The organism is Vibrio sp. Isolate24, assembly GCF_022398215.1.
In the GTDB taxonomy this organism is placed as follows: domain Bacteria; phylum Pseudomonadota; class Gammaproteobacteria; order Enterobacterales; family Vibrionaceae; genus Vibrio; species Vibrio coralliilyticus_A.
On sequence record NZ_JAKEUU010000001.1, the window covers coordinates 89,551 to 115,440 of the forward strand.

Annotated in this window: 26 protein-coding genes; 17 read left to right on the top strand and 9 right to left on the bottom strand. The window is 44.7% G+C overall.

Annotated elements, in window-relative coordinates; genetic code table 11:
* Nucleotides 1–22 precede the first annotated feature (22 nt).
* From L1D23_RS00405 to L1D23_RS00430, 7 genes are read left to right on the top strand one after another with little or no spacing between them, the layout of a single operon-like run.
* Nucleotides 23–487, top strand: coding sequence for a TlpA disulfide reductase family protein (locus tag L1D23_RS00405; RefSeq protein WP_064486673.1), 465 nt, complete (start codon nt 23–25; stop codon nt 485–487).
* Nucleotides 484–948: a DUF4266 domain-containing protein gene (locus tag L1D23_RS00410; RefSeq protein ID WP_239863606.1), complete on the top strand. Its 465-nt coding sequence runs from the start codon at nt 484–486 to the stop codon at nt 946–948. The genes L1D23_RS00405 and L1D23_RS00410 overlap by 4 nt, the downstream gene beginning before the upstream one ends.
* Nucleotides 949–967: 19 nt before the next feature.
* Nucleotides 968–2,191: a DUF3570 domain-containing protein gene (locus L1D23_RS00415; RefSeq protein WP_006961595.1), complete on the top strand. Its 1,224-nt coding sequence runs from the start codon at nt 968–970 to the stop codon at nt 2,189–2,191.
* Nucleotides 2,181–3,062: an FAD:protein FMN transferase gene (locus L1D23_RS00420; RefSeq protein WP_239863607.1), complete on the top strand. Its 882-nt coding sequence runs from the start codon at nt 2,181–2,183 to the stop codon at nt 3,060–3,062. Before L1D23_RS00415 ends, L1D23_RS00420 begins: the two co-directional genes overlap by 11 nt.
* Nucleotides 3,062–4,801, top strand: a complete 1,740-nt coding sequence (dsbD, locus tag L1D23_RS00425) for a protein-disulfide reductase DsbD (RefSeq protein WP_239865336.1) — start codon at nt 3,062–3,064, stop codon at nt 4,799–4,801. Before L1D23_RS00420 ends, dsbD begins: the two co-directional genes overlap by 1 nt.
* A 19-nt stretch (nt 4,802–4,820) precedes the next feature.
* On the top strand, nt 4,821–4,952 hold the full coding sequence (locus L1D23_RS22190) for a hypothetical protein (RefSeq protein WP_267898310.1): 132 nt from the start codon (nt 4,821–4,823) through the stop codon (nt 4,950–4,952).
* Nucleotides 4,930–6,366: a coniferyl aldehyde dehydrogenase gene (locus L1D23_RS00430; RefSeq protein ID WP_239863610.1), complete on the top strand. Its 1,437-nt coding sequence runs from the start codon at nt 4,930–4,932 to the stop codon at nt 6,364–6,366. Before L1D23_RS22190 ends, L1D23_RS00430 begins: the two co-directional genes overlap by 23 nt.
* 109 nt (nt 6,367–6,475) lie before the next feature.
* On the opposite strand, the gene L1D23_RS00435 is transcribed toward L1D23_RS00430, so the two are convergent.
* A complete protein-coding gene (locus tag L1D23_RS00435; protein WP_239863611.1) occupies nt 6,476–8,119 on the bottom strand; it encodes a methyl-accepting chemotaxis protein in 1,644 nt (547 codons plus the stop codon).
* Between the two features lie 372 nt (nt 8,120–8,491).
* Here L1D23_RS00435 and L1D23_RS00440 point away from each other — a divergent pair, with 372 nt between their 5' ends.
* The 4 genes from L1D23_RS00440 (at nt 8,492) to pstB (ending at nt 12,031) form a co-directional block, all read left to right on the top strand.
* A complete protein-coding gene (locus L1D23_RS00440) occupies nt 8,492–9,313 on the top strand; it encodes a phosphate ABC transporter substrate-binding protein (RefSeq protein WP_239863612.1) in 822 nt (273 codons plus the stop codon).
* A 94-nt stretch (nt 9,314–9,407) separates the two neighbouring features.
* Nucleotides 9,408–10,340, top strand: coding sequence for a phosphate ABC transporter permease subunit PstC (gene pstC / locus L1D23_RS00445; RefSeq protein WP_239835924.1), 933 nt, complete (start codon nt 9,408–9,410; stop codon nt 10,338–10,340).
* 21 nt (nt 10,341–10,361) lie between these two features.
* Nucleotides 10,362–11,225, top strand: a complete 864-nt coding sequence (gene pstA / locus L1D23_RS00450) for a phosphate ABC transporter permease PstA (protein WP_239835925.1) — start codon at nt 10,362–10,364, stop codon at nt 11,223–11,225.
* 56 nt (nt 11,226–11,281) lie between these two features.
* On the top strand, nt 11,282–12,031 hold the full coding sequence (gene pstB, locus L1D23_RS00455; protein WP_239863613.1) for a phosphate ABC transporter ATP-binding protein PstB: 750 nt from the start codon (nt 11,282–11,284) through the stop codon (nt 12,029–12,031).
* A 103-nt stretch (nt 12,032–12,134) separates the two neighbouring features.
* Here pstB and L1D23_RS00460 read toward each other — a convergent pair whose 3' ends face one another.
* From L1D23_RS00460 to rsgA, 4 genes are all read right to left on the bottom strand, one after another.
* Nucleotides 12,135–13,265, bottom strand: a complete 1,131-nt coding sequence (locus L1D23_RS00460; protein ID WP_239863614.1) for a GGDEF domain-containing protein — start codon at nt 13,263–13,265, stop codon at nt 12,135–12,137.
* Nucleotides 13,249–13,731: a molybdopterin-dependent oxidoreductase gene (locus L1D23_RS00465; protein WP_239863615.1), complete on the bottom strand. Its 483-nt coding sequence runs from the start codon at nt 13,729–13,731 to the stop codon at nt 13,249–13,251. Before L1D23_RS00465 ends, L1D23_RS00460 begins: the two co-directional genes overlap by 17 nt.
* Before the next feature lie 235 nt (nt 13,732–13,966).
* Nucleotides 13,967–15,184, bottom strand: a complete 1,218-nt coding sequence (gene sstT, locus L1D23_RS00470; RefSeq protein ID WP_239835929.1) for a serine/threonine transporter SstT — start codon at nt 15,182–15,184, stop codon at nt 13,967–13,969.
* 210 nt (nt 15,185–15,394) lie between these two features.
* Entirely contained in the window at nt 15,395–16,450 is a 1,056-nt protein-coding gene (rsgA, locus tag L1D23_RS00475) for a ribosome small subunit-dependent GTPase A (protein WP_239863616.1), read from the bottom strand.
* A gap of 366 nt (nt 16,451–16,816) precedes the next feature.
* Here rsgA and L1D23_RS00480 point away from each other — a divergent pair, with 366 nt between their 5' ends.
* On the top strand, nt 16,817–17,596 hold the full coding sequence (locus L1D23_RS00480) for a PilZ domain-containing protein (RefSeq protein ID WP_239863617.1): 780 nt from the start codon (nt 16,817–16,819) through the stop codon (nt 17,594–17,596).
* 61 nt (nt 17,597–17,657) lie between these two features.
* Here L1D23_RS00480 and nagB read toward each other — a convergent pair whose 3' ends face one another.
* Nucleotides 17,658–18,458 (bottom strand): glucosamine-6-phosphate deaminase, encoded by an 801-nt coding sequence (gene nagB, locus L1D23_RS00485; RefSeq protein WP_239835932.1) that lies wholly within the window; start codon nt 18,456–18,458, stop codon nt 17,658–17,660.
* Between the two features lie 352 nt (nt 18,459–18,810).
* On the opposite strand from nagB, the gene L1D23_RS00490 reads away from it, so the two are divergent.
* Entirely contained in the window at nt 18,811–19,956 is a 1,146-nt protein-coding gene (locus tag L1D23_RS00490; RefSeq protein WP_239863619.1) for a tetratricopeptide repeat protein, read from the top strand.
* Nucleotides 19,957–19,992: 36 nt separating this feature from the next.
* Here L1D23_RS00490 and L1D23_RS00495 read toward each other — a convergent pair whose 3' ends face one another.
* Nucleotides 19,993–20,349 (bottom strand): acyl-CoA synthetase, encoded by a 357-nt coding sequence (locus L1D23_RS00495; protein WP_239863622.1) that lies wholly within the window; start codon nt 20,347–20,349, stop codon nt 19,993–19,995.
* A gap of 219 nt (nt 20,350–20,568) precedes the next feature.
* Here L1D23_RS00495 and L1D23_RS00500 point away from each other — a divergent pair, with 219 nt between their 5' ends.
* On the top strand, nt 20,569–21,471 hold the full coding sequence (locus L1D23_RS00500) for a DMT family transporter (protein ID WP_239835935.1): 903 nt from the start codon (nt 20,569–20,571) through the stop codon (nt 21,469–21,471).
* Here the strand turns inward: L1D23_RS00500 and L1D23_RS00505 are convergent.
* The gene (locus L1D23_RS00505; protein WP_239863624.1) at nt 21,468–21,932 is read right to left on the bottom strand and encodes a GNAT family N-acetyltransferase; all 465 of its coding nucleotides are present in this window, start codon (nt 21,930–21,932) and stop codon (nt 21,468–21,470) included. The genes L1D23_RS00500 and L1D23_RS00505 overlap by 4 nt on opposite strands.
* Nucleotides 21,933–22,208: 276 nt before the next feature.
* On the opposite strand from L1D23_RS00505, the gene L1D23_RS00510 reads away from it, so the two are divergent.
* Nucleotides 22,209–23,639, top strand: coding sequence for a methyl-accepting chemotaxis protein (locus tag L1D23_RS00510; protein ID WP_239863626.1), 1,431 nt, complete (start codon nt 22,209–22,211; stop codon nt 23,637–23,639).
* A gap of 67 nt (nt 23,640–23,706) precedes the next feature.
* Here the strand turns inward: L1D23_RS00510 and L1D23_RS00515 are convergent, their stop codons facing one another.
* Complete coding sequence (locus L1D23_RS00515; protein ID WP_239863628.1) at nt 23,707–24,444, bottom strand: flagellar brake protein; 738 nt, start codon at nt 24,442–24,444, stop codon at nt 23,707–23,709.
* A gap of 171 nt (nt 24,445–24,615) precedes the next feature.
* Here L1D23_RS00515 and L1D23_RS00520 point away from each other — a divergent pair, with 171 nt between their 5' ends.
* Nucleotides 24,616–24,903: a GNAT family N-acetyltransferase gene (locus tag L1D23_RS00520; protein WP_239835938.1), complete on the top strand. Its 288-nt coding sequence runs from the start codon at nt 24,616–24,618 to the stop codon at nt 24,901–24,903.
* Complete coding sequence (locus L1D23_RS00525; protein ID WP_239863629.1) at nt 24,900–25,877, top strand: phosphotransferase; 978 nt, start codon at nt 24,900–24,902, stop codon at nt 25,875–25,877. The genes L1D23_RS00520 and L1D23_RS00525 overlap by 4 nt, the downstream gene beginning before the upstream one ends.
* The last annotated feature ends 13 nt before the right edge of the window (nt 25,878–25,890 follow it).

Consider the following 25,890-nt stretch of genomic DNA (forward strand, 5'->3'; position numbering starts at 1 on the left):
CAACAAAATTATGGAGAAAATAATGATTAAACAATTGGTTGTGCTATTCGCCTTATGCGCTTCTTTCTCTGCATCGGCATTTAAAGAAGGAGACACCATTACAGATTCAGCGTCAACGGGGCTCAAGCTGGATCAAAGCCAGTTAACGATAGTGGATTTCTTTGCGGAGTGGTGTGTTTCATGTCGCCATGAGCTGCCATTGGTTAATCAGCTTTATAGTGAGTTGGAAGGTACTGGCGTGACCGTTGTCGGTGTGGATGTCGATGAAGAGGTCGAAGTTGGCCTTGAGTTTCAAAAATCGTTAGGTTTGACCTTTCCTGTCGTCAACGATCCAAAGCAACAGTTGATCGCCGAGTTCAAGCCGATTGGTATGCCAGCGCTCTACTACATCTATCAGGGCCAAGTACTCAAAGTTCGGTTTGGCGCCATCAACGATATCCGTAACGTTATTCTCACTGATCTGGCTGATATGGGAGTGCAGCTATGAAGCCAGTCGTTCTTGTATTTGCTCTCTGCTTTCCGGCGCTGAGCGTTGCTACACCCAAAGTGGATTTAAGTCAGTTAGGGAAAAAACCTTCCCAAGCTACGGAAACATCTGTCAGTGGTTCCAGCATTGAAGAAGAGGTGATTTCTGGTCAGGTCTACACCAGTGGCAGTTCTGAAATCGGTGCTCGTCGCAACGTTGAATTAGTCAAACCTCAGGCTAAGGATTTAACGCTGAATAAGCCAAAAGCCGTCGCAAATGAAAAGTCAGCACTCGCTTTTGTCGACGAAGCATTGGGTATTGAACCCGTTAAGCCGTGGGAAAAAGGTACGCTGGCTAAGAAAGAGATGAAACCCGGAGGGCCGGTGCCTGAGTTCGACTTATTTTCTGAGAAAGTCTTCTCATACAAGCAAGGTTCAGTGGGTGGCAGCGGCGTCGGTGGCGGCGGCTGTGGTTGTAACTAAATACTAAAAATTAATCAGAATGAAAAAACTACCTTTAACGCTGCTTAGTGCAGCGGCAGTGGCGAATAGTGCGCTGGCAGAAGACCATATCTCTGTTCACTATCTAAATTACGAAGAGTACGACGATAAAGTGGAAGCAGGCGACAGCGTTGTTTCTATCGAAAAGAGTTTTGGTCTCGATTGGACCATCAATCTTGAATTGGGCTACGACACGGTTTCTGGTGCGTCACCGTCTTGGGGGCCAACTACGCCAATTGGCAGTGCAGCGGATGCGGTCAACCGTGCGACGAAAACTCAACAGGCTCAAAATATGACGGATCAGGTGATCCGTGCTGGCTACGATCCCCACAGCAGTGGCTACAAAATTCAGAAATATGAGCTGGAAGATACCCGTAAATCGATCAATGGCAGCGCGACTTACCGAGACGAGCTGCGTAACGAGTGGACTTTCGGTGCTAACTTTTCCAAAGAAGAGGATTACCGCAGTATTGGCTTAAATGGTAAAGGGCTAATTTACGCCGACGCACAGAAAAACCGCTCATACAGTTTAGGGTTTTCTACCCTGTTTGATGAAACGATGACGTTTGGCAAATATCAAACCTCGACCAATCCACAATCTTGGGAAGACATCTTTACAGGGAATGTTGAGGCAGGGCTTTCACAAACCTTCTCACCAAATTACTACATGGTCTTCACCGGCTATGCGGGTTATCGTTCTGGTTATCTTAGCAATCACTATCTGACGGTGTTGCGTGAGGTGGATATTGATGGCGATGGCTCGATTGGTACTGACGAGGTCTTTCTTGGTCAGGATTCACGCCCGGATACTCGTTTGTCAGGTGGCGTGAATATTCAGGCGTTCTGGTCAATGTCCGAAACTCTAGTGGTTCGCCCTCGTTACAAATGGTTCCAGGACGACTGGGGTGTAGCCTCTCATCAGCTTGGTGGCAAACTCTCTTGGACGGTCAACAGTTGGCTAACGTTAGCTCCGGGTTATTTCTGGTACACCCAAAGCGCCGCCGATTTCTACCGTGACCCTAATGGCAGTGATCCTACGTTTGCTTCATCGGGTTATGCGACCTCTGATTTACGTCTTGGTGATTTTACGGCCAATGCCTATGAATTAGGCGCAAGCTTTAAAGTGCATAAGAAACTGCGTTTCAATCTGCTTGGCGCTTATTACGAGCAGTCCAACGGTTTTGAAGCTCAGTGGTGGGCAGTAGGGGCAACCTATGAGTTTTAATCCGCCGTTTGTTCACCGATTTCAGGCGATGACGGTTCCTTGTGAAGTTCAGTTATATCACTCAGAGAAAGCCGCAGATATAGCGGCTTTAATCGAGTCTAATACTCTGAGATTAGAGGAGAAATTTAACTTTTATGATTCTCACTCTTGGCTCAATCAGCAAGTGAATCAACGTCAGTCATCATCTGTGGCTTTGGATGATGAAAGCTACGCTGTATTTGAAGTGTTGAAGCGCTTGGTTGACGGCACGCAAGGTGTTTTTGACCCAACGGTCGGTACGGTCAAGTCAATGATGGCCAGCACGCCTCAATTGGACAGAAGTGCGGCTTATGAAGGTGCTAAGGCGTTTATGGGTGTTGATGCTTGGTCTCTATCAGATAAAACGCTCTCTATCCCTCACGCAGAGACTCAATTTGACTTGGGTGGAGTGATTAAAGAGTTTGCGGTCGATCAGGCGGTGATGATCGCAGAGAAATTTGGTGTTTCCTCTGCGCTGGTGAATTTTGGTGGAGACATTCGAGCGCTTGGCACTAAGCCAGACGGTTCACCTTTCAATGTGGCGGTGCTTAATCCGAAGAATAAGCATGAGCCATTTTTCTCATTACCACTGGCTAATGCGGCATTGACGACATCCGCTCATTACGAGCGAAGCTTCCAATTTGGCGATGAGGAAAGCTCACACATATTGTCGCAACGTGGGACACATCCCCAAGTGCTCTCTGTCAGCGTCTTAGCTCCAACGACACTGGAAGCCGGCGCCCTTAGTACGGCATTGACATTAGAGCCGACTTTACCAGTTCCTGAACAAGTCGGCGTTGTATTTATCGACGATCAATTAGCTATTCATCAAGATACGGAGTTTGTAGCGTGATCAGAATTTTCATCCTGCCATTACTACTGTTTATCTCTGCCTTTACGTCTGCGCAGGAGCCTGACTTTTTGCCTGTGGAAGAGGCATTTCCTTATCAATGGTCGGTCAGTGAACAAGGTGTGCAGATCCATTTCGCGACTCAGCCTGAATATTATCTCTATAAAGGCCGATTTAAGTTTTCAGCAGATAGCGGCATCGAGTTAACTGAGCCTCAATTTTCTTCACCGGGCAAACAGAAACAAGATAAGTACTTTGGTGAAGTCGTCGTTTTCGATAAGCCAGTAACCGTGCTGATTCCTTATGGTGGCGAAGGTCAACTAAAGGTTCGTTATCAAGGTTGTTCAGAAAAAGGTCTGTGCTACTTACCTCAGACGATCAAACTCGACTTGCCCGCCAATACACTGAATGACAGCAACTCCTCAATTTGGGATAAAGTGGGTGGCTTGGCAGAAGACACGGCGGGCCTGTCTGAGCTATTAGGCAGTGCGTCCAAAACTCAGGCTCTCCTCATCTTTTTCCTACTTGGGTTAGGGCTGTCACTGACACCTTGCGTGTTGCCGATGGTGCCTATTTTGTCGAGCATCATTGGTGGTGATGCCAAAATGACAGGCCGAAAAGGTCTAGTTTTGTCGACGTCCTATGTGTTGGGTATGGCTTCCAGTTATGCGCTAACGGGGATCTTAGTCACGACGCTGGCTAAAGGAGTTAACCTGCAAGCGGCGATGCAGCAGCCTTGGCTGCTATCGATATTTGCGGTGGTGTTTGTCTTGCTTGCTTTAGCAATGTTTGGCTTCTATGAGCTGCAATTGCCGGCATCCATTCAACAGAAACTGAATGCAAGCTCAGACAAACTGGGCGGCGGCAAAGTGGCGAGCGTGTTTGTGATGGGCGCGGTGTCTGCGTTGGTGGTGTCACCTTGTGTGAGTGCGCCATTGGCTGGGGCGTTACTCTATGTTTCCACCACGCAAGATTGGGTCTTAGGTGGCGTAACCCTGTTTGTGATGGCTCTGGGTATGGGTGTGCCACTGATTCTGATTGGTATGAGTGGCGGTAAGTTTCTCCCCAAAAGCGGCCCTTGGATGATTGCTGTGAAGCAACTGTTCGGTGTTTTGTTGCTGGCGGTTGCGATTGTGTTGTTGAGCCGTTTTATTCCAGATTGGTTGACGATGCTCTTATGGGCGGTGCTTGCCATTGGAGGCGGTATTCATTTTGGTGCGCTGGATTCAGCACAACCAGGTTGGGCGAGAACCCGTAAACTGGCCGCATTTATGTCTCTGTTCTACGGATTGATCTTATTTGTCGGCATGTTGACAGGCTCAAACGATCCTCTTAAACCACTTAATGTTGTGCAGGTTTCATCAGACAGACTATCCACAGTTTTACCATTTGAGAAAGTCAGCTCTGTTGAAGTTTTGGATCAACAATTAGTACTCGCGAAGCAGCAAGGTAAGCCGGTAATGATTGACCTTTATGCGGACTGGTGTGTCTCGTGTAAGGTCATTGAGAAAGAAGTGTTTGGCGACCAATCTGTACAGAATAAGTTTGCTGACTGGAATACGATCAAGTTTGATGTCACTGAGAGTACCCCTGAGCAGATGGCGTGGCTGGCAGAGCGTAATGTGTTTGGTCCACCGGCGGTATTTTTCTTTGACACCAAAGGAGCGGAAATTGCTCAGCAGAGAATTGTTGGAGCCACAGGGCTTGAGCATTTTCAAGCTGTGATGACCCAATTGCAGTAATTAACAGAAGGCGGCATTTATGTCGCCTTTATCTTATGCACGTTATGGGCGTGCTAGCCAAGACATTGGTGTCGAATCTGGCTACTATACTTATGAGCAAAGAATAACCAATCAGGCAATGATGGCACATGGAAGGCGTCGTAGATCTTAATCGTTGGCAAAAAGAACACATCAGAACGCAGCAAGAGTTACTTCATCTCTATGCTGAAGTCCGGGCTTTTTATTTAAGTGAGCCATTTTCTGGCTACAACGTTCGGATGAAAAGGCTAAAGATCCTCAAGCAAGCGTTACTTGAACACAAGGAAGAGTTGGTTGAGGCTCTGCAAAAGGACTATGGTGCGCGCAGTCGTTTCGACAGCATGATTTGCGATATTTTACCCGCAGTCTCTCACATCAATTACACCATCAAGCACCTGAAAAAGTGGATGAAACCAAGTCGACGTAAAGCGGGCTTGTTGTTGTCTCCTTCGTCAATCACAGTCGAGTATCAACCGCTAGGTGTGGTCGGAGTTATTGTCCCTTGGAACTTTCCAATCGTGCTGAGCATTGCACCTATCGTGACGGCGATTGCGGCGGGAAACCGAGTCATGGTTAAGTTGAGTGAGTATACCCATCATACCAATCAGGTACTCAGCCAGATCTTGTCTCGCTTAGACCGACACATTTACCCCATTGAGGGTGAAGCGGATATCGCCAGCTATTTTTCTCAACTCCCCTTTGATCACCTTATCTTTACGGGGTCGACGCCAGTCGGGAAGCTCGTCGCTCAGGCGGCGGCGAAGAACCTTACCCCTGTGACATTGGAGCTCGGCGGTAAGTCGCCAGTCGTGATTGATAATGACATTGATCTTCGCGCAGCGGTTGATGCCGTGTTACTTGGCAAATCAGTCAATGCCGGGCAAATTTGTGTTGCACCAGATTATGTTCTGCTGCCCCAAGGAAAAGAGCTGTTATTCATCAACCTGTATCTGAAACGTTATAAGGCGCTGTATATAGATGGCGATAAAGCGCCAACGGTAACCCACATCATCAATGAACGGCAGTATGACCGTCTTCACGCGATGTTAGCGGACGCAAAAGACCATGGTGCCTGCATTTACACCATAGAGGACGTGACGTTGGATGGGCGTCAGATGCTGCCGCATTTGATTACAGGAGTTACAGAAAACATGCAGGTGATGCAGGAAGAGATATTCGGCCCACTGCTACCCGTGATTGGCTATCGCCATCTGAATGAGGCGCTCAATTACATTAACGTTAAACCAAGACCGCTGGCTTTGTATCTGATGTCGACAGATCGCCTCCTTCAGCGGCAAATCATCGAGCAGACCCACAGCGGCGGTGTTGCGATTAACGATACTCTGTTACATGTGGCGGCTGAAGATGCACCGTTTGGCGGGATAGGGGAATCTGGTATTGGTCACTACCATGGCTTCGAAGGTTTTCAAACATTTTCTAAAGCGAAAACGGTTTTGCGTTCACCTGCTTGGTTGCCGAGAAGTCGCCTTCTGCTGCGTTTCAGGAAAGTGGCTGAGAAAGGCTTGAGTCGCTTATTTATCCGCTAGCCGCAGACCGAGTGCTTACACCACTTAATCTGAGTTGCTTAGGAGTTGGTAATGCCAGAGGCCAGATTTTTCTGGCCTCTGGATAATGTGACCACATGGTCGATATTGACTAGACTTTGAAAAAGCCCAGCTGCTGTTTTTGTCTTTCCGCTAGACTAGACAATTCATGACTTGCGGCAGCTGCTTGGGTAATTCCAGTTACGTTCTGGCTCACCAGTTCATAGATATTACTGAGGTTGCTGTTGACGTCGGAAGTTACTTGTCCTTGCTCCTCAGAGGCGACTGCAACTTGCGCATTAATGCTGGTCAATTCTGAAATGGAAGTGCTGATGTGGCCAAGCGCTTCGCTTACCTTTGCGGCTTGAAGCTGGTTATGGCTAATCATCTCTAGACTAGAGTTCATGCTATCATTAGCGACACCTGATTGGCGTTGTAACTCTTCAATGATCACTTGGATCTCTTTTGTCGACTCCTGAGTTCTAGCTGCAAGCATTCTCACTTCATCGGCGACAACCGCGAATCCACGGCCGCTTTCTCCCGCTCGTGCCGCTTCAATGGCCGCGTTAAGCGCCAGTAGGTTGGTTTGTTCTGAAATGCTCTCAATCACTTCGATCACTTTACCAATTTGTTCTGACTGCTCTTTCAGAGAATTGACCACGCCAGCCGCCTGGGACAACTGATGCGCCATTTTCTCACTGGCTCGCGTATTTTGTTCGAATGTTTCTAAACTTTCTCGAGCGAGTTTATCTGCGTTAATAGATGCAGAGTCCGCGTTGTTGGCATTTTGGGTTACTTCCGTGGCAGTACTTTCCATTTGGTTGATGGCGGATGCAACTTGCTCAACTTCATTTTTTTCCTGATCTGAGTTGGCGCTTGATTGTGTCATGACTGCGGCAAGCTCAGTCGAAGCTGAGGCAACGTCCACACTGATTCTGACTAGGGAATCAACAGTGCTTTTCAACTGGCTTACAGTGCTGTTGAAATCACGAGATAGAGCGGTGACTTCATTGTTCCCTTCTTCTTTTACCGAGACTAACAGGTTGCCTTGTGCGAGCTCTTTCATCGCGAGTTGCAGTTTCTTAATCGGTGTCACTATGATGCCAGCGAGCATCCAGCTAATCGTGAGTGCTGCCGCTAATATCAATAAGAGTCCAACAATACTGCTGTTCATTACTTTCGAGTGGGTGCTTTCGTTTGCCTGCACTTCATCAAGAGCCAGTGTATTTAACTTCTTTGAAAGCCTATCGATTGCCTCAACCATTTGGTTGCCTGCGGTTCGGTAGTCACTTGCCGCACGATCATACTTGGTTTGAAAATTAGAAGGGGGAAGGTCGTTACTGTGACGAATATTAAGCAATGGGACCATGACGTTAATTGAGTAGTTCACATAATGATCAATGGCGTGGTTCATGCCCGTGATTTCTTGCTCGAGACCTTTGACAGTGCCGAGTGAATGCAGAAGTTGGCGGTTTTCTTGCTGTTTGTTCCGCAAATGTGTTGCTAGCTGTTTAACATCTTCAGCACGAAACAGGCTATAGATGGCTTTAATTCGCATACCATAGGTGTTATCAATGATCTGAGAGAGCGAGTCTTTATGATTAATGACATTCTCTGTTGAGACGGTAACGTGATGAAAAGCATTTTTAAGATTGGTTGTACTGTAAATAATCCCGACTACGAGTAGTAGTAAAGTGAATATGACAGGAACCACTACTTGGAGCTTAATGGAAAGCCCGCTGAGTAATTGGCGCATCGATTGTCCTCTTCTATATTGTGATGAATTGTCTGTTATTGTTTTTATAATTAAGAGGAATGATTCTAAGTTTTCCCAGGTATAATTCAATCCAGAAAATGATAATTTTATAAAATAACCACTAAAAGTGGCTTAATTATTTTCCTTTTAAGTCATAGTGTTATTGTTCTAGTTTGTTATCTGTTCGTTTGGTTTTCACAGTTTGTTACATCGCTGTTGGACTTATCAGTAAAACGTCATCAAAAATTCCTAGCAAATCTCACCTGTCATATAGGCTTCAACGAAGTGAAACACAATTGTCATAATTGAGTCCTAAAGTGAGCACCGTTCAAGTGAAATATAACGGCAATGTTGCCAACTAAGGAAATTGTGATGAAAAAGACAGTTATCGGTGCAATCGCACTTCTAGGCGCAATGGCAGTGACTTCAGTTTCTGCTAAAGAAACTATCTCTGCAGTGGGCTCTAGCAGCGTAACTCCACTGATGGAAGTTTTCTCTGAAACATACATGAAGACTAACTCGAACGTATTTATCGAAGTTCAGGGTCCTGGTTCTTCTGCTGGTGTAAAAGCAGCGAAAAACGGTTCTGCTGACTTAGGTATGTCTTCTCGTAACTTGAAAGATTCTGAAAAAGAACCTGCTCTTAAAGAGCTAACGGTTGCACTAGACGGTATCGCTGTTGTTGTTAACCCTAAGAACGACCTTAAAGCACTGACTGCAGAGCAAGTAACTGCAATCTACAAAGGTGAAATCACAAACTGGAAAGAAGTTGGTGGTGCAGATAAGCCAATCGTTGCGATCACTCGCGATACTGCTTCTGGTACTCGTGGTGCATTTGAAGACATCATGAAGCTGAAGCAAAAAATCTCTGGCAAGAAAGTATCGGCTATCTCTCAACGTGCACAAGTGGCAAACGGTAACGGTGCTCTGAAAACTATGGTTGCGTCTAACCCATACGCAATTGGTTATATTTCTCTAGGTACAGTAGATAACTCTGTAAACGCTCTACCAATTGATGGCGTTGAAGCAAACGTAGACAACGTGAAGAACGGTTCTTACAAAGTTGCTCGTCCATTCCTTGTTCTATACAAAGAAGGTAAGCCTTCTGCAGAAACTCAGAAGTTCCTAGACTGGATGGTTTCTGATGAAGCACAAGGTCTAGTTGACAGCAACGGCTACATCTCAGTTAACTAATATCTAGTAAAACTCCTTAATTGCTCAGCCCACTTTGGGCTGAGCCTTTTCTTGACTTCAAACGAACCAAGTTCGTGAGAACGGTAAGAATTTTATGACCATCGCAACAAATAGTGACGAGCTTATGAATACTGAAGCGACTCAAGTTTCTAAGCCTAGTCTACGCGCGAGCAAGCGTGTTGACTGGAAAGAGCGTATTTTCCATGGCTTATTCCTTACCAGTGCAGTTATTGGCATTGTGTCTCTGGCGGTCATCGCCTATTTCATCGTTAAAGAATCTATCCCTGCGTTTCAAGAAGCGGGTGTTTCTGGCATCGTATTAGGCCAAGACTGGCTACCTCCTGCACTTTACGGTGTTGCAACCATGATTGTTGCTTCCATCGTATCGACATTTGGTGCGGTTATCGTTGGGGTACCAGTGGGTGTTTTAACGGCGATTTTCATTGCTGAAATCGCACCTAAGCGCCTCGCAGACATCATTCGTCCTGCTGTTGAATTGCTAGCAGGTATACCTTCGGTTGTATATGGCTTCTTTGGATTAGTGATCATTGTTCCCCTGATTCAGGATATTTTCGCAGTCCCAGCAGGTAATACAATTCTGGCCGGTATTATTGTTTTGGGTGTGATGATTCTGCCTACCGTGATCACGGTATCAGAAACCTCGATTCGCGCTGTGCCTCGAACGTACAAAGAAGGTTCACTGGCTTTGGGCGCATCAAAGATTTTCACTATCTTTAAGCTGCTGGTTCCGGCAGCACGCTCGGGCATCATGACCGGTGTGATTCTGGGTATTGGTCGCGCTCTAGGAGAAACCATGGCGATCATCATGGTGATGGGTAACGCCCCTGCAATGCCTCAGGGCATCCTAGATTCAGCCCGTACGCTAACTGCGAACATTGCTATTGAAATGTCTTACGCAAGCGGCGTGCATGCTAATGCTCTCTACGCTACAGGTGTTGTTCTGCTGGTGTTTATCATGATGCTTAACGCAGCCCTGCTTTATCTCAACCGCGAAAAAGCGAAGTAAAGTGGTTTAAAGGTGATGACTATGGATCGCGCAAAATTAAAAAAAGCACGCCAGTTTAAAGACAATATCTTTAACGGCTTTATCTGGGCTGCAGCAGCACTGACGGTCGGTTTTTTGTTCTGGATTATCTGGTACATCTTGTCGAACGGTTTGCAGCACGTAGACTGGAATTTCATTACTGACAATTACACCCGTACTGGCGAAGAACACGGTATCTTCCCGATGATTGTAGCCACTATTTATATGGTAATAGCGTCCATAGCCGTGGCGGCACCGCTTGGCATTATGACGGCGATTTATCTGACTGAATACGCTAAAGTGGGCAGTAGACTGGTTAAGGTTATCCGCTTCTGTACTGAATCGTTGGCGGGGATCCCGTCAATCATATTCGGTCTATTTGGTATGACTTTCTTCGTCGCAATCTTAGGCTTGGGATTCTCGATTCTTTCAGGCGCGTTGACTCTCAGTATTCTAATACTGCCAGTGATCATCCGTACCACGGAAGAAGCTCTAATGGCAGTACCGCAAACTTATCGTGAAGGCTCATACGGCTTGGGCGCTTCAAAAATCTACACTATCTGGCGTTTGATCTTGCCTAGCGCAATGCCAGGTATCTTAACCTCGGTCATTCTAAGTATTGGTCGTGTAATTGGTGAATCGGCTCCTGTCTTCCTGACAGCGGGCATGGTGGCACGTATTCCTGATTCGTTACTGGATTCAGGACGTACGCTGACAGTTCACCTTTATAAGCTGACTACTGAGCTGTTCACCATTGAAGAGTGGAACCAAGCTTATGGTACAGCTACCGTGCTGATTGTAGTTGTTCTCTTGATCAACATGATCACCAAACTCATCGCAAGTCGCTTCAATACTGCGAATTATTAACCAGCGACTTTAATTGAAAGCACAGACACGAATTTTAGATTTAAGAGATTGAGACAATGAACAAATTTGATATTGAAAACCTAGATCTGTTTTATGGTGAAAACCAAGCATTGAAAGCGATTAACCTTCCTATTCCAGTACGTCAAGTCACGGCATTGATTGGTCCTTCTGGCTGTGGTAAATCAACGTTACTGCGTTGTCTGAATCGTATGAACGATTTGATTGAAGGTGTAAAGATTACAGGTAAGCTGGACATGGATGGCACGGACATCTATGGCAACATTGATGTCGCAGACTTGCGTATCAAGGTTGGGATGGTATTCCAGAAGCCTAACCCCTTCCCAATGAGCATTTATGAAAACGTGGCTTATGGTTTACGTGCTCAGGGCATTAAAGACAAGAAACACATTGATGAAGTTGTGGAACGTTCACTGCGTGGCGCAGCTCTATGGGATGAAGTAAAAGATCGTTTGAAGTCACATGCGTTTGGGCTATCAGGTGGTCAGCAGCAGCGTTTATGTATTGCCCGTACCATTGCGATGGAACCGGATGTCATCTTGATGGATGAGCCTACGTCGGCGCTTGATCCAATTGCGACGCACAAAATTGAAGAGTTAATGGAAGAATTAAAGAAAAATTACACCATTGTTATCGTGACTCACTCTATGCAGCAAGCACGCCGAATTTCGGATCGTACGGCCTTCTTCCTAATGGGAGAGTTGGTTGAGCATGATGACACTCAAATTATCTTTAATGATCCCAAAGATGATCGTACAAAAGGATACGTAAATGGTGATTTTGGTTAATCACTGAGTCGTTTTACTGGCATTATCACTATAACAATAAGCGATGGTACTTTGCCCCTCTTCATGAGGGGCTTTTTTCTTGATGCTGAGTTGTTATGTTGGTTTATCGTTTTTTTAAGTTGAAGACGTTACCTTCATCGGATTTAGTTGAGAATTTTTCGTTATACATGTTCTGGTCAGCCATGGAAATCAACTGATTGAGACTAGTCGTATCATAAGGATAGCTGGCGACCCCTATGCTAGCAGAAAGCTGAACTGTCTGGTTTTGCAAAGTGATACTCTTATCAAAGCAGTGATTAATTGTTTGGATAAGAGCGTCTATTTCTTGTTTGTCAGTTTGCGTGGTTAAGACCGAGAATTCATCTCCACCAATTCTATAAATAGAGAGTTGGTATTGGCTCATTAGCTCAATTAAGCGAGCTGAAACGATTCGCAGGGCTAAATCACCGGCTTGATGTCCATGTGAGTCATTGATCTTTTTAAACCCATCGAGATCAAGCAATATCAAAGAGAAACTGGTCTTCTCTTCAATGTATTCTGTTAATTGATACATAAAAGCGAGGCGATTGGGTATGCCTGTGAGTGAGTCGGTGACAGAGGCTTGCTTATGGAACACGGCTTCTTTATGAATGATATAACTGACGATACCAACACACGCAAACAGTAATATCATTAATACAAACTGAGCATGTGTCAGTGCCTGAGCCAGCTGCATTTGAGATTGGTAAAGTGGGCTTTTAACACGAAAGTTGGTATTAATGTAGTGAATCATCAGCATGTACTGATGTTCAAAATCCTGACTCAGGTTCAACGCAGGATCGCCACTCTCTTGGAATTGTTTTAACTTGGGCTCTAAAGTTTGAAATTGATGAAAAAGTGATTCAAAAAATGATTCGGCTCCGGGTAATGAGATCAGCGATTCACTTTCACGGTTGTTGAGCAGTAGATCAAAGCGGCTCCATGTTAGTTCATATTTTAACAATACCTTATCTATGTAATTGTGATCTTTTTCAGCCAATAGGGTTGTGGACTTTAGTTCAGAAAACTCTTTAGTTAGTTGAAAAAGATACCAAGTGGCTTGGTTTTGTTGCTCGTTGTAGGAACGAGCTAAGTCGCGAGTTGCCGAGAGAAGGTATAAGTTTGCCACAATCAGTATTGCAGAGAGAAAGATCAGCAGTACTTTCGCTCTTGATAAAACTTGATTAAATCCACGTACTCTAGTCAGTATTCTCATTGGTTTTTTGATGAATCATGATCTCGTCAATTTGCCACACCATTTGAGAATGAAAAGCAGCATTATCAATCTCAGGGTATTTGTCTAGATTAAAGACCAACCAATATGGCCCTTTATTTCGCACTTTCATTTTTTTGCCATTCATTTTGTAGGCGATAATCGGATCGTATTTAATAATGTTTTCTATCGTTGTACTGGCTGCGTAGTCATTAAGGGCAATGAAAGATACGGCCATTGTCTCCTCTTTGACTAAGTTCGCTAACATGTCTGAGACTCTAAAGCCAGTGAATTGATTGGCATCCGGATACCATGGAAGCTTGGTTTTAAAGGAGGTTGGAGGGTATTGCGAAATCAACTGTTCATAAGCCAAAGTCTTTGGTTGGCTGTTTTCAAAACGGACGACTAAGTCAGCACCAAGGGTGGGCAGACTTACCAGAAGTAAAAAGGCGAGAACAACACCTCTCATAAAACTTCCTTAATGATTATTCGCTAATGATTGTTATGTTATTAAGTATATGTGCAGATATCCATCATGGAAATTAATTTGCCAATTAAGTTGGTTTGGTTTGACGCCATTGTTTGGGTGATAAAGGGAAATGCTTGGTCTGCATACAGGTGATTGCTCTGTGAGACTTAAATAAAAAAGCCCGGCTAATTTAGCCGGGCCTCTGTCAAATATTTTTAATTTAAATATCTGATGTTTACATGTCTTGTTTTTGCTTTGCTTTACAAACCGCGGCAGTAAACACGACGTCAGTCGAGCTGTTCAGTGCAGTTTCGGCAGAATCTTGTACAACACCAATAATGAAGCCAACCGCGACAACTTGCATTGCGATTTCATTTGGAATACCAAATAGGCCACAAGCCAGTGGAATCAGCAGCAGTGAACCGCCAGCAACACCAGAAGCACCACAGGCAGAGACAGCTGCTACCACGCTTAAGAGCAATGCAGTCATGAGGTCGACCTCAATGCCCATAGTGTGGACTGCTGCTAGCGTTAGCGTCGTAATGGTAATTGCTGCGCCAGCCATGTTGATGGTTGCGCCAAGCGGAATAGATACTGAGTATGTGTCTTCATCAAGCTTAAGCTTTTCACAAAGTGCCATGTTTACTGGAATATTTGCTGCGCTTGAGCGTGTAAAGAAGGCAGTAACACCACTTTCACGTAGGCATTGGAATACCAACGGGTATGGGTTCTCACCTGTCTTAACAAGGACAATGATTGGATTCACAACAAGCGCAATAAACAACATCGAACTTAATAAAACGCCCAGAAGTTGAGCGTAGCCAGCCAGAGCATCGAAACCAGTGGTTGCTAATGTAGAGGACACCAGACCAAAAATACCAAATGGTGCTAGGCGGATAATAAAGCGAACAATTTGAGATACGCCGTGGCTGAGATCTTCAAATACCGCTTTTGTTGTTCCAGAGGCATGATGCAGTGCTAAACCAAGGCCAATAGCCCACGCCAGAATACCAATGTAGTTAGCATTCATCAGCGCACTAACCGGGTTATCAACAATCTTGAACAGTAGGGTGTTCATGACTTCACCAATGCCCTGAGGCGGTGTTGCCCCTTCAGCACCGGAAACCAGTGTTAATGTGGTTGGGAACATGAAACTAAGCACTACTGCCGTCAAAGCTGCAGTTAAGGTGCCGAAAAGATACAGAACCACAATAGGACGCATGTAGGTGTGTTGGTTTTTCTTCTGGTTGGCAATAGATGCAGCGACCAGAATAAAAACAAGAATAGGGGCGACGGCCTTTAGTGCGCCGACAAATAAGCTTCCAAGTAAGCCGACACTTTGTGCATATTCCGGTGATACAGTGGCTAAACCGACGCCGAGAACGATACCGGCTAGGATCTGTAATACCAGATTTCCGCGCGCAAAGCGGGCAAAAATAGAGTTGTGTTGCATAGTTATCCCTGCAATGAATTATTTTATGAACTTCTAGTAATTTCAGTTATTGGTAACTGAGTGGGACAATACTAGCGTGTTGAAATAATGTGTCTAGAATTAATTGATTTTTAGCATGAACATTTATTAAAAATGTTAAAATGTGAATATTGTGTTATATATGTTGTCGTTATTGTACTAAAAAAGGGGCGAGTAGCCCCTTGTCTCGTTTTACGAACTTTGTTTTCGGCTCCGGCTGGCCGTTTGTATGTTCTTATACATCTTTGTCTGCTGTTTGTAGGCAGCACGACGCTCAGCGAGCGTCGCTCCGTTACGCTGTTGCTCCCGCATTAACTTGAGATAGTTATTCAGCCGACGATGCTCAAGTTGACCAGCTTTAATCGCATGAGTAACGGCACATCCAGGCTCGCTTTCGTGATGGCAATCAGAGAATCGACATTGGGTGGCTAACGCCTCGATGTCTGCAAAGGTTTCAGAAACCCCTTCGGCACAGTCAAACAGCTGTAATTCTCTCATTCCCGGCGTATCGATTAATACCCCGCCTGTGGGAAGAAAGTGCATCGAACGGCCTGTAGTGGTATGCCGCCCTTTGCTGTCACTCTCACGAATACCGCCAGTTAGCTGGACCGATGCGCCAAGGAGCCCATTGACTAACGTTGATTTTCCAACACCCGATGATCCTATGAACGCAATAGTGGAGCCTGTTTTACACCAATGCGTAAGCGGTGTGTATTGGTTAGCATCAAGTGCGTTGATCATCTCTACTATAAGTAAAGGGTCGAGCTGCTGAACTTGTTGACGTTTAGCTTCAGCATCAGCAACTAAATCCGCTTTTGTTAAGACAATCACTGTCTCGACTCCAGACTCGTTTGCAGTGGCAAGATAGCGTTCAATACGGCTCAAGTTAAAGTCATCATTCAGTGCACAAACGATAAATACGGTTGAAACATTGGCCGCAATTAACTGCTCTGCTACTTTACTGCCTGCTGCTTTTCGAGCAAATAAAGACTGGCGCTCTAACAGACGCTCGAAGCCATGCTCTTGGTTCAGTAACAACCAGTCACCGACAGTCATCATGGGTAGTGATTTACGGATCGGTAAAGTTATTTCACCTTGATCGCTGACCAGTTTGTAGCCACTACGGTGATGCTCTGTGACACGTGTAATAAGGCTATGTTCCAGTTCTTCAAGTGTAAGTTGTTGTTGAAATAAGTTGTTCCAGCCGAGTTGAGGCAAGCTCAATAGCTGTTTGGGATTGATATTCATTGTGTACCCCAGACTTGCAGAAAGACTTCTGCATTTGTAAAGTCAGCTAGGGTCTTGAGACCCCGGTTTTAATACACCGGGCAAAGAGAAGGGAAGGGGTAACGGATGATTACCTAGGCTTCTTCACTAATTCTGCCGGGTGGGTTCTTGCTACAATCATCATATCCTCCTAAAAGTGCTTGTTTACCTTGTTTACAAAGCGATCATACTCAGCCTGATTGATTATCGTCAATACTTTTCTACTAGGCTATTTTTTTTGAACTTTATATCAATAGTTGTCAATCAGACAGTAACTTTTCTTGCCGATACCGAGTGGTTGTTTATAAACTGTTTATGTGAGTTGGTTTATATGGATATCACTGCGTAATGACTGAAGCGACCCAAAGTGAGGCTGCGGAAGCGATAGAACTCTCTTCTGCTGAGCCTGAACAAAAAAAACAGCCCTCTAAGCCGTTGCCCGATAACATTAAGTATGGTGAAGATGCATTTAATGACGTCAAACCATTAAGTGAGGTTGCCTTTCTGATCACTACTCCAACGGGTAAAAATCTTAAAGGAAAAACCAAGTATATTGGCCTTCATTCGAATAATCTCATGCTGCTAGAGGTACCCAAAGCATCACCTAAAGAAGTGGCGGTGTTTTTTCAACGAGGCTATGCGATTAAAGCATGTGTCATTTCGGAGTCAGGAGAAGGGGCGAGGATATATTTCAAGAGTAAGCTTGAGTATGTGATTGATGCTGGTGGTAATAGCTTGTTCTTAATCACCTTGCCAGCGGCAACTCAGGTCGCTGCCGGATTGAGAGAAAGTGCTCGCTTGGAGCTGGCTTTGGACGGTGTGCTTTCGCCCCAGTCCCAAAATGTTCAGTGCCAGATCCGAGATATTTCGAGTACTGGCTGCTTGATCGTGGTTGAGCGCCACCTGACTAACCATAAAGTAGGCGATTTAATTTCCCTCAATATTTTAGAAACCGAAAGCGATAAAGTGATTGAGCCACAGATACTCGAAGCTGTAGTGAGAAATATCAAGATGACTAGCCGCTACGGTAAGCTTGGTGTGCAATTTGAGAAGGACAGTATTGATTCTGTTGCCAGTTTGATCGAGCGTTTGCACTTTTGCCAAATGAGTCAGAAATTTACTATTTAGCTTCATAGGAAGGCCTAGCCGGTAGACTAGGCCTTTTTGAGTTGTTATCCGAATAAATGGCCTAGAAGCCTTTGATGTTCTCTGCTTCCAGTTCAGTAAAATACTTGACTGTCTTAACTTTCAACTCTTGAGTGGAAGGTGCATCACATACGATGACAGATTTAGGATGAAGCTGAAGCGCAGATACTGTCCACAAATGGTTCACACTCCCTTCAACAGCCGCTTCAAGTGCAAGTGCTTTATTATGACCAGTGACCAGAATCATTATTTCTTCAGAATCAAGCAATGTACCTACACCGATAGTGAGTGCATACTTAGGTACTTGACTGATGTCACCATCAAAGAAGCGTGAGTTGGCGATACGAGTGTCTTCGGTCAGGGTTTTGATACGCGTACGAGAAGATAAAGAAGAGGCGGGTTCGTTGAATGCAATGTGCCCATCATTACCTACACCGCCCATAAACAAGTTAATGCGGCCGTATGATTTAATTTTGTCTTCGTAACGCTGGCACTCGGCTTCGTGATCCACCGCATTGCCATCTAACAAGTTGATGTTCTCTTCCTGAATATCGATGTGGTTGAAAAAGTTGTTATACATGAAAGAGCGGTATGACTCGGGGTGGTCGGCTGGAATGCCAATGTACTCATCCATATTAAATGTCACTACGTGTTTAAAGCTGACTTCACCTGCCTGATAAAGCTCTATCAGCGCTTTATAAGTGGCTAGAGGAGTTCCACCTGTTGGCAAACCTAATACAAAAGGACGTTCAGCCGTTGGTTGGAAGTTATTAATGCGTTTAGCGATATGTGCTGCAGCCCATTTACCGACCTGCGCTGCTTTGTTTAACGGGATTAGTCTCATTGGTTGCCTCTAATGTTGAAATTGTGATGCTCTGAAACATTAATTTGCATTATAAAATAAGCTTGTGGTGGCGGCTATTGTTTTCGGTCAATTTTTGCCTTTTCTTTGCCAAACTGCTTTATATCATCTCAAGCCAAGTGATCATCTCGTGATTTTTAACGAAAAAATTCATCATGAAAATTAAGGCCACAAATATATGCTCCTGTGGCATATTTTGTATTTTATTCATCAACTAATCGTGGGAGTGAGGTACACTTAAACAAAAGGAGGCATAACTCCTTAACTTTTGTTGTGACTGGCCGACAAGCATTTTAGATGGTAAACGCCAGTTGAAGGTGAAGAAAAGATATAGATGAATGTTATAGGGATCGCCATTGGCGCGACTGGTTTACTGCTGCTTTGTTTGTTCATGTGGATGCTTGCATTGCAGCTTCGTAAGAAGCGACTAGAACAAGAGCGTAAAGAGCGTGAAGTTGCTTACCGGAAAGCAATGGAAAAAAATCACAAGCAAGAGCAGGAAGAGCGAGTTTATAAAGCTGAAAATGGCCATGTTCCGACCATCCTTTTTTTGGCTAAAGAGGCAGAACGTTCAAGGCCTAAAGAAGCTCTGTATTGGTACAACAAAGCGGCCAGACTGGATAATGTCAATGGTATGTACGGCGTTGTACGTATCAGTAATAAAATGAATCAGGACCTAGTTTTGAGAGAAGAAGCCAAATTTTGGCAGACCTGTATTCCTGCAATGGAAGGCAGCATTCCTCATAAATTCGAAATGGCATTGGCCTTATTTTATGGTCGAGGTACTGAGCAAAATATTGGCAAAGCAATTCAAGTCATGAAGCAGGCGGCGGAACAAAACTACCTTGATGCACTGATATTCTTGGGTGACTGGTTTGCATCGGCCCACAACCCTGAGCCTAACCCACGCTTGTCTACGGAGTATTACCAGCAAGCGGCATCTCAGAGAAGTAATGAGGGTCGTATGAAGCTTGGGCTTAATTACATCCGTGGAATTGGCGTGACTGCGAATTTTTCACGAGGCTGTTATTGGTTAGAGCGAGCAGCTGAGAAAGGGTATACCGATGCAATGTATAGCGCAGGCGAAGCTTGGATGGATCAACGGCCTAATGGCAATTCCATTGCGTATATATGGCTATTTCTAGCGGGACAACTAGGGCATGAACAGGCTCGCATATTGCGAGATCAGGTTGCACTTAGTATTGGAGTCGATACCGTTGTTGGCCTGCAGTCATTGTCGAAACCGATTTTGAAAAAAATTCGCGATAACAAGGTAAGTAAGCACGCGGTTATCAAGGCGCTCAATAAGCTATACAAGCGTAATATCCCGCTTCAAGAACAGGATGTGTTAGGTGGGGAGGAGTTAGATTTAGTGAGTGAAGTGCCGCCTATTGTAGAAGAATCGGTTGAAGCCGTACCCAGCGAATCGGAAGTGAAAGAAAAGTTGGATTTCTCGCAATCCAATATCGATAAAGCCTAAACTAAGCCCCTTGATTTCGGGGCTTCTTGTTACTTGCTACGCTAAATTTACCTGCAGTTGTTCATCTGTCATGTATTTATGTTTATTACTGATATTTCTTAAATGCATAAACATGAATTCGGGGAAAGCTGGGGCAAGAATATCGTTTGGTTGCCAGACAATGCCTCCTACAAAAATATAGCGTCCTTGTATTTCCTCATGGTGGAGAGGGGTGTTCATAGGCGTTGACAATTCAGCTCTCACCCCTTCAATGACACAGACAACCTGCCCCTTAGCAACCCCAATAATACGTTGGACTAGGTTGGCTTTCACACCACAGCGCCATGCTTGCCTAGTGGCCATTTCAAACCCATATTCTCTAACATGCCGATTAATATTGACGATTAAGTTCATACTAGATTTCAATCAGAGAGAAAGGAATTAAGTTAAGGGCAACTTATCTAATAAGCGAGCGGATCAATGTGATGACTTCTCAGTAGATGAGAAAAGTGTCATATCTGTGTGTTTAGTTCTCTATTTTTATTCGCCACTTTCGGAAATGTAACTCATTTTATGATTGATTCTAGTTAACAATTGATTCACATTAGGCGCAAACAATAAGAGGGATAATTCATGTCTACTGCCAGCTTTTTACGTCTAATCTGTCTTGCGGCTATCTGGGGCGGGTCGTTTCTATTTATGAAAATAGCGGCCAATACTTTTGGACCGGCATATTTGATTGAGTTTCGAGTCGGATTTGCTGCGCTGAGTTTGTTTCTTATCTCTCTTTATCTACGTAAGAAATTGGCGTTTAGACAGCATTTCCAGCATTTTATGATAATCGGGTTATTTAATACCGCTCTACCATTTTTGTTATTTGCGTATGCTGCGCAAACTTTGAACGCATCAACATTATCGGTGCTCAATTCAACCTCTGTGATCTGGGGAGCCTTGATTGGTGCTGTCTGGCATAAGTCAATTCTGACAAGAAAAGCCGTGTTTGGTATGTTGCTTGGTGTCACAGGTGTTGGGATCTTAGTGGGGTGGGATGCGGTTAACATTGGTATCAGTGCGGCGCTACCTATCGTGGCAAGTGTGATGGCAGCATGCTGTTATGGTATTGCCACTAATTACACCAAAACCGCACCCAAAGTGGCATCATTTGAAAATGCACACGGCAATATGTGGGCGGCTGTTTTATGGATTCTCCCCCTGTTACCATTTGTTCCGATGCAGGGAGAGCCGAGTAGCTATGAAATGCTATCGGTTGTAGCACTAGGCGTACTTTGTACTGGTATTGCATATTTACTCTATTTCCGTTTAGTTGCGGATGAAGGTGCGGCGTCTGCCCTTTCTGTGACGTTTTTGATCCCAGTATTTGGAATTCTATGGGGAGCTTTGATTCTTGATGAGCCTATTGGCCTAAATACCTTTGCTGGCACAGTGCTCGTATTAGTTGGCACCATGCTCGTCACTGGTTTCTCTCCTGCTCGACTGTTGAAACGGTCTCGGCTTGCCGAGCAGGTTTCTAGCTAAACTTTACTTAACTCTAAGGTCATGAAGCGACTATTAGGATCTGGCTGATAGTCTGCAAAAGGGGAGCAATACTCAAAGCCGAATTTCGTATACAGCTCCCTGGCAGGTTTGAAGAAAGACATAGAACCGGTTTCAAGGCTGATGCGTTGATAACCCCTAAGCTTTGCTTGAACGATGGCAAATGACAGTAAACTTGAAGCAATGCCCTGATTGCGAGCCGCTGGTGTGGTACGCATTGATTTCAACTCCGCATGTGTTGCGGAAAGCGCTTTGATGGCTGCGCAACCTAGCAGTTGCTCATCTTTCCAGCAGGTCCAAAATGTGACATTCGTTGCTTTCAGTGCCGAAGTGTCCAAAGCGTGGACACTTTCTGGTGGTGAGGTTGCATTCATGTCTGCGAGGTGTTCCTCGAGCAGTTTGATCACTTCAGGATGATCAAGTTGATCGGTTTTAATATCCATCACTCCTCCTTGTCGATGGGTTTAAAATAATCTAATTCTGTAGGGTGGTTTTTTCAATCGCAATTCATCCATGAGTTGCTCAAAAATTGTGGATGTAACGACTTGTTGCGGGACGTCGGCCTATATAAGTGGGTTTTGGATCTCATAAATGACATTTCATTAGTATTACATTTCATTGTTACTTGATTCGTGTCTCATAAATTACTCTTATAGGCCGATAATTTTATATAGCCAACACCCAGGCATGGAGCCATTGTTAGAGGAGGCAGAGTTAACATGAAAGAAGTAGAGTTCAGAACGATAGACAAGCTTTTTATTAAGATGTCTATTAATGACAAAATGTGGGTGATTTTTGCCTTGTTTCTTGTCGCTGTAGGCAGCATAGCAGGCGGAAACTATTACTCTAAAATAAAATACATTGAAAGTTCGGCGATCTCAGCTGCGGTTCATCGACTTGACGGTGTGATGAGTGCAGGTACTGAAGCATCGATAGTGGGCCAAGCTAATATTAGCAAAGTGTCTAGTGTCGATGAACCGACGTATAACAATGGGATTGTGACGGTTTCTCAAACGGGTAAAGATGGCAATGTTTACCAACTGACCATGAACAATCAGGCACAAGATCAGCAAGCACGCTCTCAGGCTTTATCCACTTTTTTCTTTAGCTTTGTCTGGGCTGTTCCGTTTGCGGTGTTTTGTTACTGGGTCGCTACCTTTATTGGTGGGGCTCTTTGGGTGTTGTATACCACGACTCAGAAAATTGGTGAGGGTGATCTGACGTCTCGCCTTGGCTTCCACCCTGGTCGAGATGAGTTTGGCACTATTGGGTGTGCGCTTGATAAAGCAATGGATACCTTGACCGATTTGGTCAACAACGTAAAAGAGAATGCGAAGACAATGAGTGAAACGTCTGCGTCTTTTGAACAAGAAATGCGATTGAGTGAATCTCAGATCACCAACCAGTACACCTCTTTAGATTCGGTTGCGACCGCGATGGAAGAAATGACAGCTTCAGCGAAAGAGGTGTCGAATATTTCTCAGCAGGCGACAGATCAAGCAGAGCAAGATTCTCAGCATATCGATGGTAGTTACAAGCGTGTTCAGTCCGCGATCAACGAGATTGAAAAACTGTCTAGTTACATTGAGCAGGCGTCTAGCTCAGTTTCGACTCTGAATGACAATACCACTCAGATTAATGAAGTGATAACCACAATCAATGCTATCTCTGAGCAAACTAACTTGTTGGCGCTGAACGCAGCGATTGAGGCAGCGCGTGCCGGTGAGCAAGGTCGAGGTTTTGCCGTTGTGGCAGATGAAGTACGTACTCTAGCCAGCCGTACTCAGGCGGCGACGGTGGAGATCCAGTCTATGATCGAAAAACTGCAGTCGGAGAGCCAGAACATCGCCTCCATTACTCAACAAACGGTTGAGCAAGCACAAACCAGTAGTGATCTAATTGAAGACATTGGGAAGGATGTAAACTCAATTTCGGAGTCTGCGCGAGGTATCATGGATATGAGTATCCAGATCTCCACCTCTGCAGAAGAGCAAAGTGCTGTTGCGAACGATATCGCTTCAGAACTGAGTGATATACGTACCCAGTCTAATACTATCCGTAGTGTGGCGGAGAAGTCGTCTCAAGGCGTAGCAAATCTGACCAAAGCATCGATTTCTCTCGCTGATATTCTTAAACAGTATCGTACTTAAAATGTGATTGGATAATAAAAAGGCTTGGTGAGAACCAAGCCTTTTTATATTCGAAGGTTGATGCGTTTTATCGCAGTGTCAGTTTGGTGCCATCAAACTTGAGATTCGCTAGCAGTCGCTTGGCGTTTTCTGTTCCATTTTCATCGAACTGTACGCCATAGCGAGCATAGTGTGAAGAGCTTTGGAGGTTACAGATCTTGCCGAATAGAGGTTCAAAGTGGTTGGACTTATTCATACCAGAATAGACTTCCAATGCTATCACATCACCAACTTGAAAAGCTCGGCTCAGTGGAGCGGTAACAAAGCGACAACCACTTTTGGATAAATCTCGAATTTGGCAATCGAGTCGATGAGTTGATGCATTAACACGTGCGGCAAGATTGACATCGTATCTTGGCTCTTTTCGCAGTTGAGTAACCTGCATAGTGTTTGGGACCGTCAATGCGAATATCGGTATAGGTGCTGTCATCACGTGTTCGAGCTGGCTTCGGAAATGGACGATGGCGCCCTCACCACGGTGAGAAATCGCTCTGATCGTAGCCCAAAATCCCGGCTGAAAGAAAAAGCTGAGATCGCTATCTGAGACTTTAGGCAGCTCAGCGAGAACCAAATTTTGAGAGTGGAAGCCGATGAATGTTGTCTTACACCTAAAAGTGGTACCTACTGGGGTAGTGATACCAATAGTAAGTTCTCCGCCATGCTCTAACATTGCTAATGCATCAGTGCTGTTCAATGTTGAAACGCTTTTCTCCCTCGCCGATGATCGTGAAGATTGTTCTTTACTGGCAATCGCCTGAGTATTCATCTAGCCTCCGTTAGAGTCGCCATGCTATCGTTTTAGTTGTAGGCCAACTTATTCTTCATTGAGGATTTATTATTCTCTTTGATGGTTTCCGATTCTATGTGTGCTTTACCGTTTGTTCAAATATCAAAACGCTCAATAACTTTGAGCTAGATATCATTTTTAGGAGTCCGTATGTCACATAAGGTAGTTTTTGATGAACCAAACTCACTTTTTCGTGTTCACCTAGAGGGTGAACATGACGCCATCATGAAGTTTGATGTGCAAGGTAGTGTTTATGTCATTACTTCAACTAAAGTCCCAGAAGAGTTGCAAGGAAAAGGGTACGGTAAGGTGATGATGGAAGCTATTTTGCCTGAGATTGAGCGACAAGGAGTGAAAATCAACCCTATATGTACGTATGTTGTCCATTACTTGTCACGTCACCCAGAGTGGTCTCACTTGCTTGCTGAGCCGTCATGAAGCAAATCTATGATTATCAAGCGTTATGTCAGCGCTTGGGATACAGAAAATTAGAACATAGAGAGATTTTACAACCTTTGTGGGGTGGCTACGGTGAGTTGGTTAGGTTGTATGTCGATCAAACCAGTATCGTGATAAAACATGTTCACTTGCCTAAGCCTGATCAACATCCCAGAGGTTGGAATACAGCACTTTCACATCAGCGGAAACTTAAGTCTTATGATGTCGAGTTACACTGGTATCGACATTTTGCGGCACGTGCGCATGTTCATTGTCCGCAGCCACAACCCATTATTGTGGATCAAAAAGGAATGGAGCACCTTTTGGTGATAGAAGACTTACATCAGCTTGGTTATGACGAGGTGTGCCACAAGGCTGAAAAAGTACATTTGGAAGCGGTGCTCAAGTGGCTAGCATGGTTTCATGCTTCACATATCGGAGAGAAAGGGGAAGGATTGTGGGAAACAGGCACCTATTGGCACCTTGATACTCGTCCTGATGAACTTGCGGCGCTCGATGATATGTCACTCAAACAAGCTGCGAAAGATATTGATAAGGTGCTTGGTAATGCACCTTATCAAACCTTAGTTCATGGTGACGCGAAGTTAGCGAATTTCTGTTTTACTTCTGATGGCCAAAAGGCCGCGGCTGTCGATTTCCAGTATGTGGGTAGAGGTTGCGCGATGAAGGATGTCGTTCTCTTTATGAGTAGTGCTGTCCAGCCTGAAGATTGCAATGATATGGAGGAGTGGATTTTGGATACTTATTTTACTCACCTGAAAATAGCGATAAGTGATTTAATGCCCGAAACCGATGCGTTTGACGTAGAGCAAACTTGGCGACCGTTATTTGCTATTGCTTGGGCAGATTTCCATCGTTTTGTTAAAGGATGGAGCCCGGATCATTGGAAAATCAATGCTTATACGGAAGCTTTGGCTCATCGGGCTATTGATATGTTAAAGGCTTACCTATAAGTAAGCCTTTAAC

Bases quoted from the DNA above. Each gene is read 5' to 3' on its own strand.
- L1D23_RS00490 (WP_239863619.1), top strand. From the start codon at position 18,811: ATGAATGTTATAGGGATCGCCATTGGCGCGACTGGTTTACTGCTGCTT.
- L1D23_RS00465 (WP_239863615.1), bottom strand. From the start codon at position 13,731: ATGAGAGGTGTTGTTCTCGCCTTTTTACTTCTGGTAAGTCTGCCCACC.
- L1D23_RS22190 (WP_267898310.1), top strand. From the start codon at position 4,821: ATGTCGCCTTTATCTTATGCACGTTATGGGCGTGCTAGCCAAGACATT.
- L1D23_RS00460 (WP_239863614.1), bottom strand. From the start codon at position 13,265: ATGAGAATACTGACTAGAGTACGTGGATTTAATCAAGTTTTATCAAGA.
- L1D23_RS00435 (WP_239863611.1), bottom strand. From the start codon at position 8,119: ATGCGCCAATTACTCAGCGGGCTTTCCATTAAGCTCCAAGTAGTGGTT.
- L1D23_RS00415 (WP_006961595.1), top strand. From the start codon at position 968: ATGAAAAAACTACCTTTAACGCTGCTTAGTGCAGCGGCAGTGGCGAAT.
- L1D23_RS00520 (WP_239835938.1), top strand. From the start codon at position 24,616: ATGTCACATAAGGTAGTTTTTGATGAACCAAACTCACTTTTTCGTGTT.
- L1D23_RS00495 (WP_239863622.1), bottom strand. From the start codon at position 20,349: ATGAACTTAATCGTCAATATTAATCGGCATGTTAGAGAATATGGGTTT.
- L1D23_RS00440 (WP_239863612.1), top strand. From the start codon at position 8,492: ATGAAAAAGACAGTTATCGGTGCAATCGCACTTCTAGGCGCAATGGCA.
- L1D23_RS00410 (WP_239863606.1), top strand. From the start codon at position 484: ATGAAGCCAGTCGTTCTTGTATTTGCTCTCTGCTTTCCGGCGCTGAGC.
- L1D23_RS00500 (WP_239835935.1), top strand. From the start codon at position 20,569: ATGTCTACTGCCAGCTTTTTACGTCTAATCTGTCTTGCGGCTATCTGG.
- nagB (WP_239835932.1), bottom strand. From the start codon at position 18,458: ATGAGACTAATCCCGTTAAACAAAGCAGCGCAGGTCGGTAAATGGGCT.
- pstA (WP_239835925.1), top strand. From the start codon at position 10,362: ATGGATCGCGCAAAATTAAAAAAAGCACGCCAGTTTAAAGACAATATC.
- L1D23_RS00525 (WP_239863629.1), top strand. From the start codon at position 24,900: ATGAAGCAAATCTATGATTATCAAGCGTTATGTCAGCGCTTGGGATAC.
- L1D23_RS00515 (WP_239863628.1), bottom strand. From the start codon at position 24,444: ATGAATACTCAGGCGATTGCCAGTAAAGAACAATCTTCACGATCATCG.
- L1D23_RS00480 (WP_239863617.1), top strand. From the start codon at position 16,817: ATGACTGAAGCGACCCAAAGTGAGGCTGCGGAAGCGATAGAACTCTCT.
- rsgA (WP_239863616.1), bottom strand. From the start codon at position 16,450: ATGAATATCAATCCCAAACAGCTATTGAGCTTGCCTCAACTCGGCTGG.
- L1D23_RS00510 (WP_239863626.1), top strand. From the start codon at position 22,209: ATGAAAGAAGTAGAGTTCAGAACGATAGACAAGCTTTTTATTAAGATG.
- L1D23_RS00420 (WP_239863607.1), top strand. From the start codon at position 2,181: ATGAGTTTTAATCCGCCGTTTGTTCACCGATTTCAGGCGATGACGGTT.
- sstT (WP_239835929.1), bottom strand. From the start codon at position 15,184: ATGCAACACAACTCTATTTTTGCCCGCTTTGCGCGCGGAAATCTGGTA.
- L1D23_RS00430 (WP_239863610.1), top strand. From the start codon at position 4,930: ATGGAAGGCGTCGTAGATCTTAATCGTTGGCAAAAAGAACACATCAGA.
- pstB (WP_239863613.1), top strand. From the start codon at position 11,282: ATGAACAAATTTGATATTGAAAACCTAGATCTGTTTTATGGTGAAAAC.
- L1D23_RS00405 (WP_064486673.1), top strand. From the start codon at position 23: ATGATTAAACAATTGGTTGTGCTATTCGCCTTATGCGCTTCTTTCTCT.
- L1D23_RS00505 (WP_239863624.1), bottom strand. From the start codon at position 21,932: ATGGATATTAAAACCGATCAACTTGATCATCCTGAAGTGATCAAACTG.
- pstC (WP_239835924.1), top strand. From the start codon at position 9,408: ATGACCATCGCAACAAATAGTGACGAGCTTATGAATACTGAAGCGACT.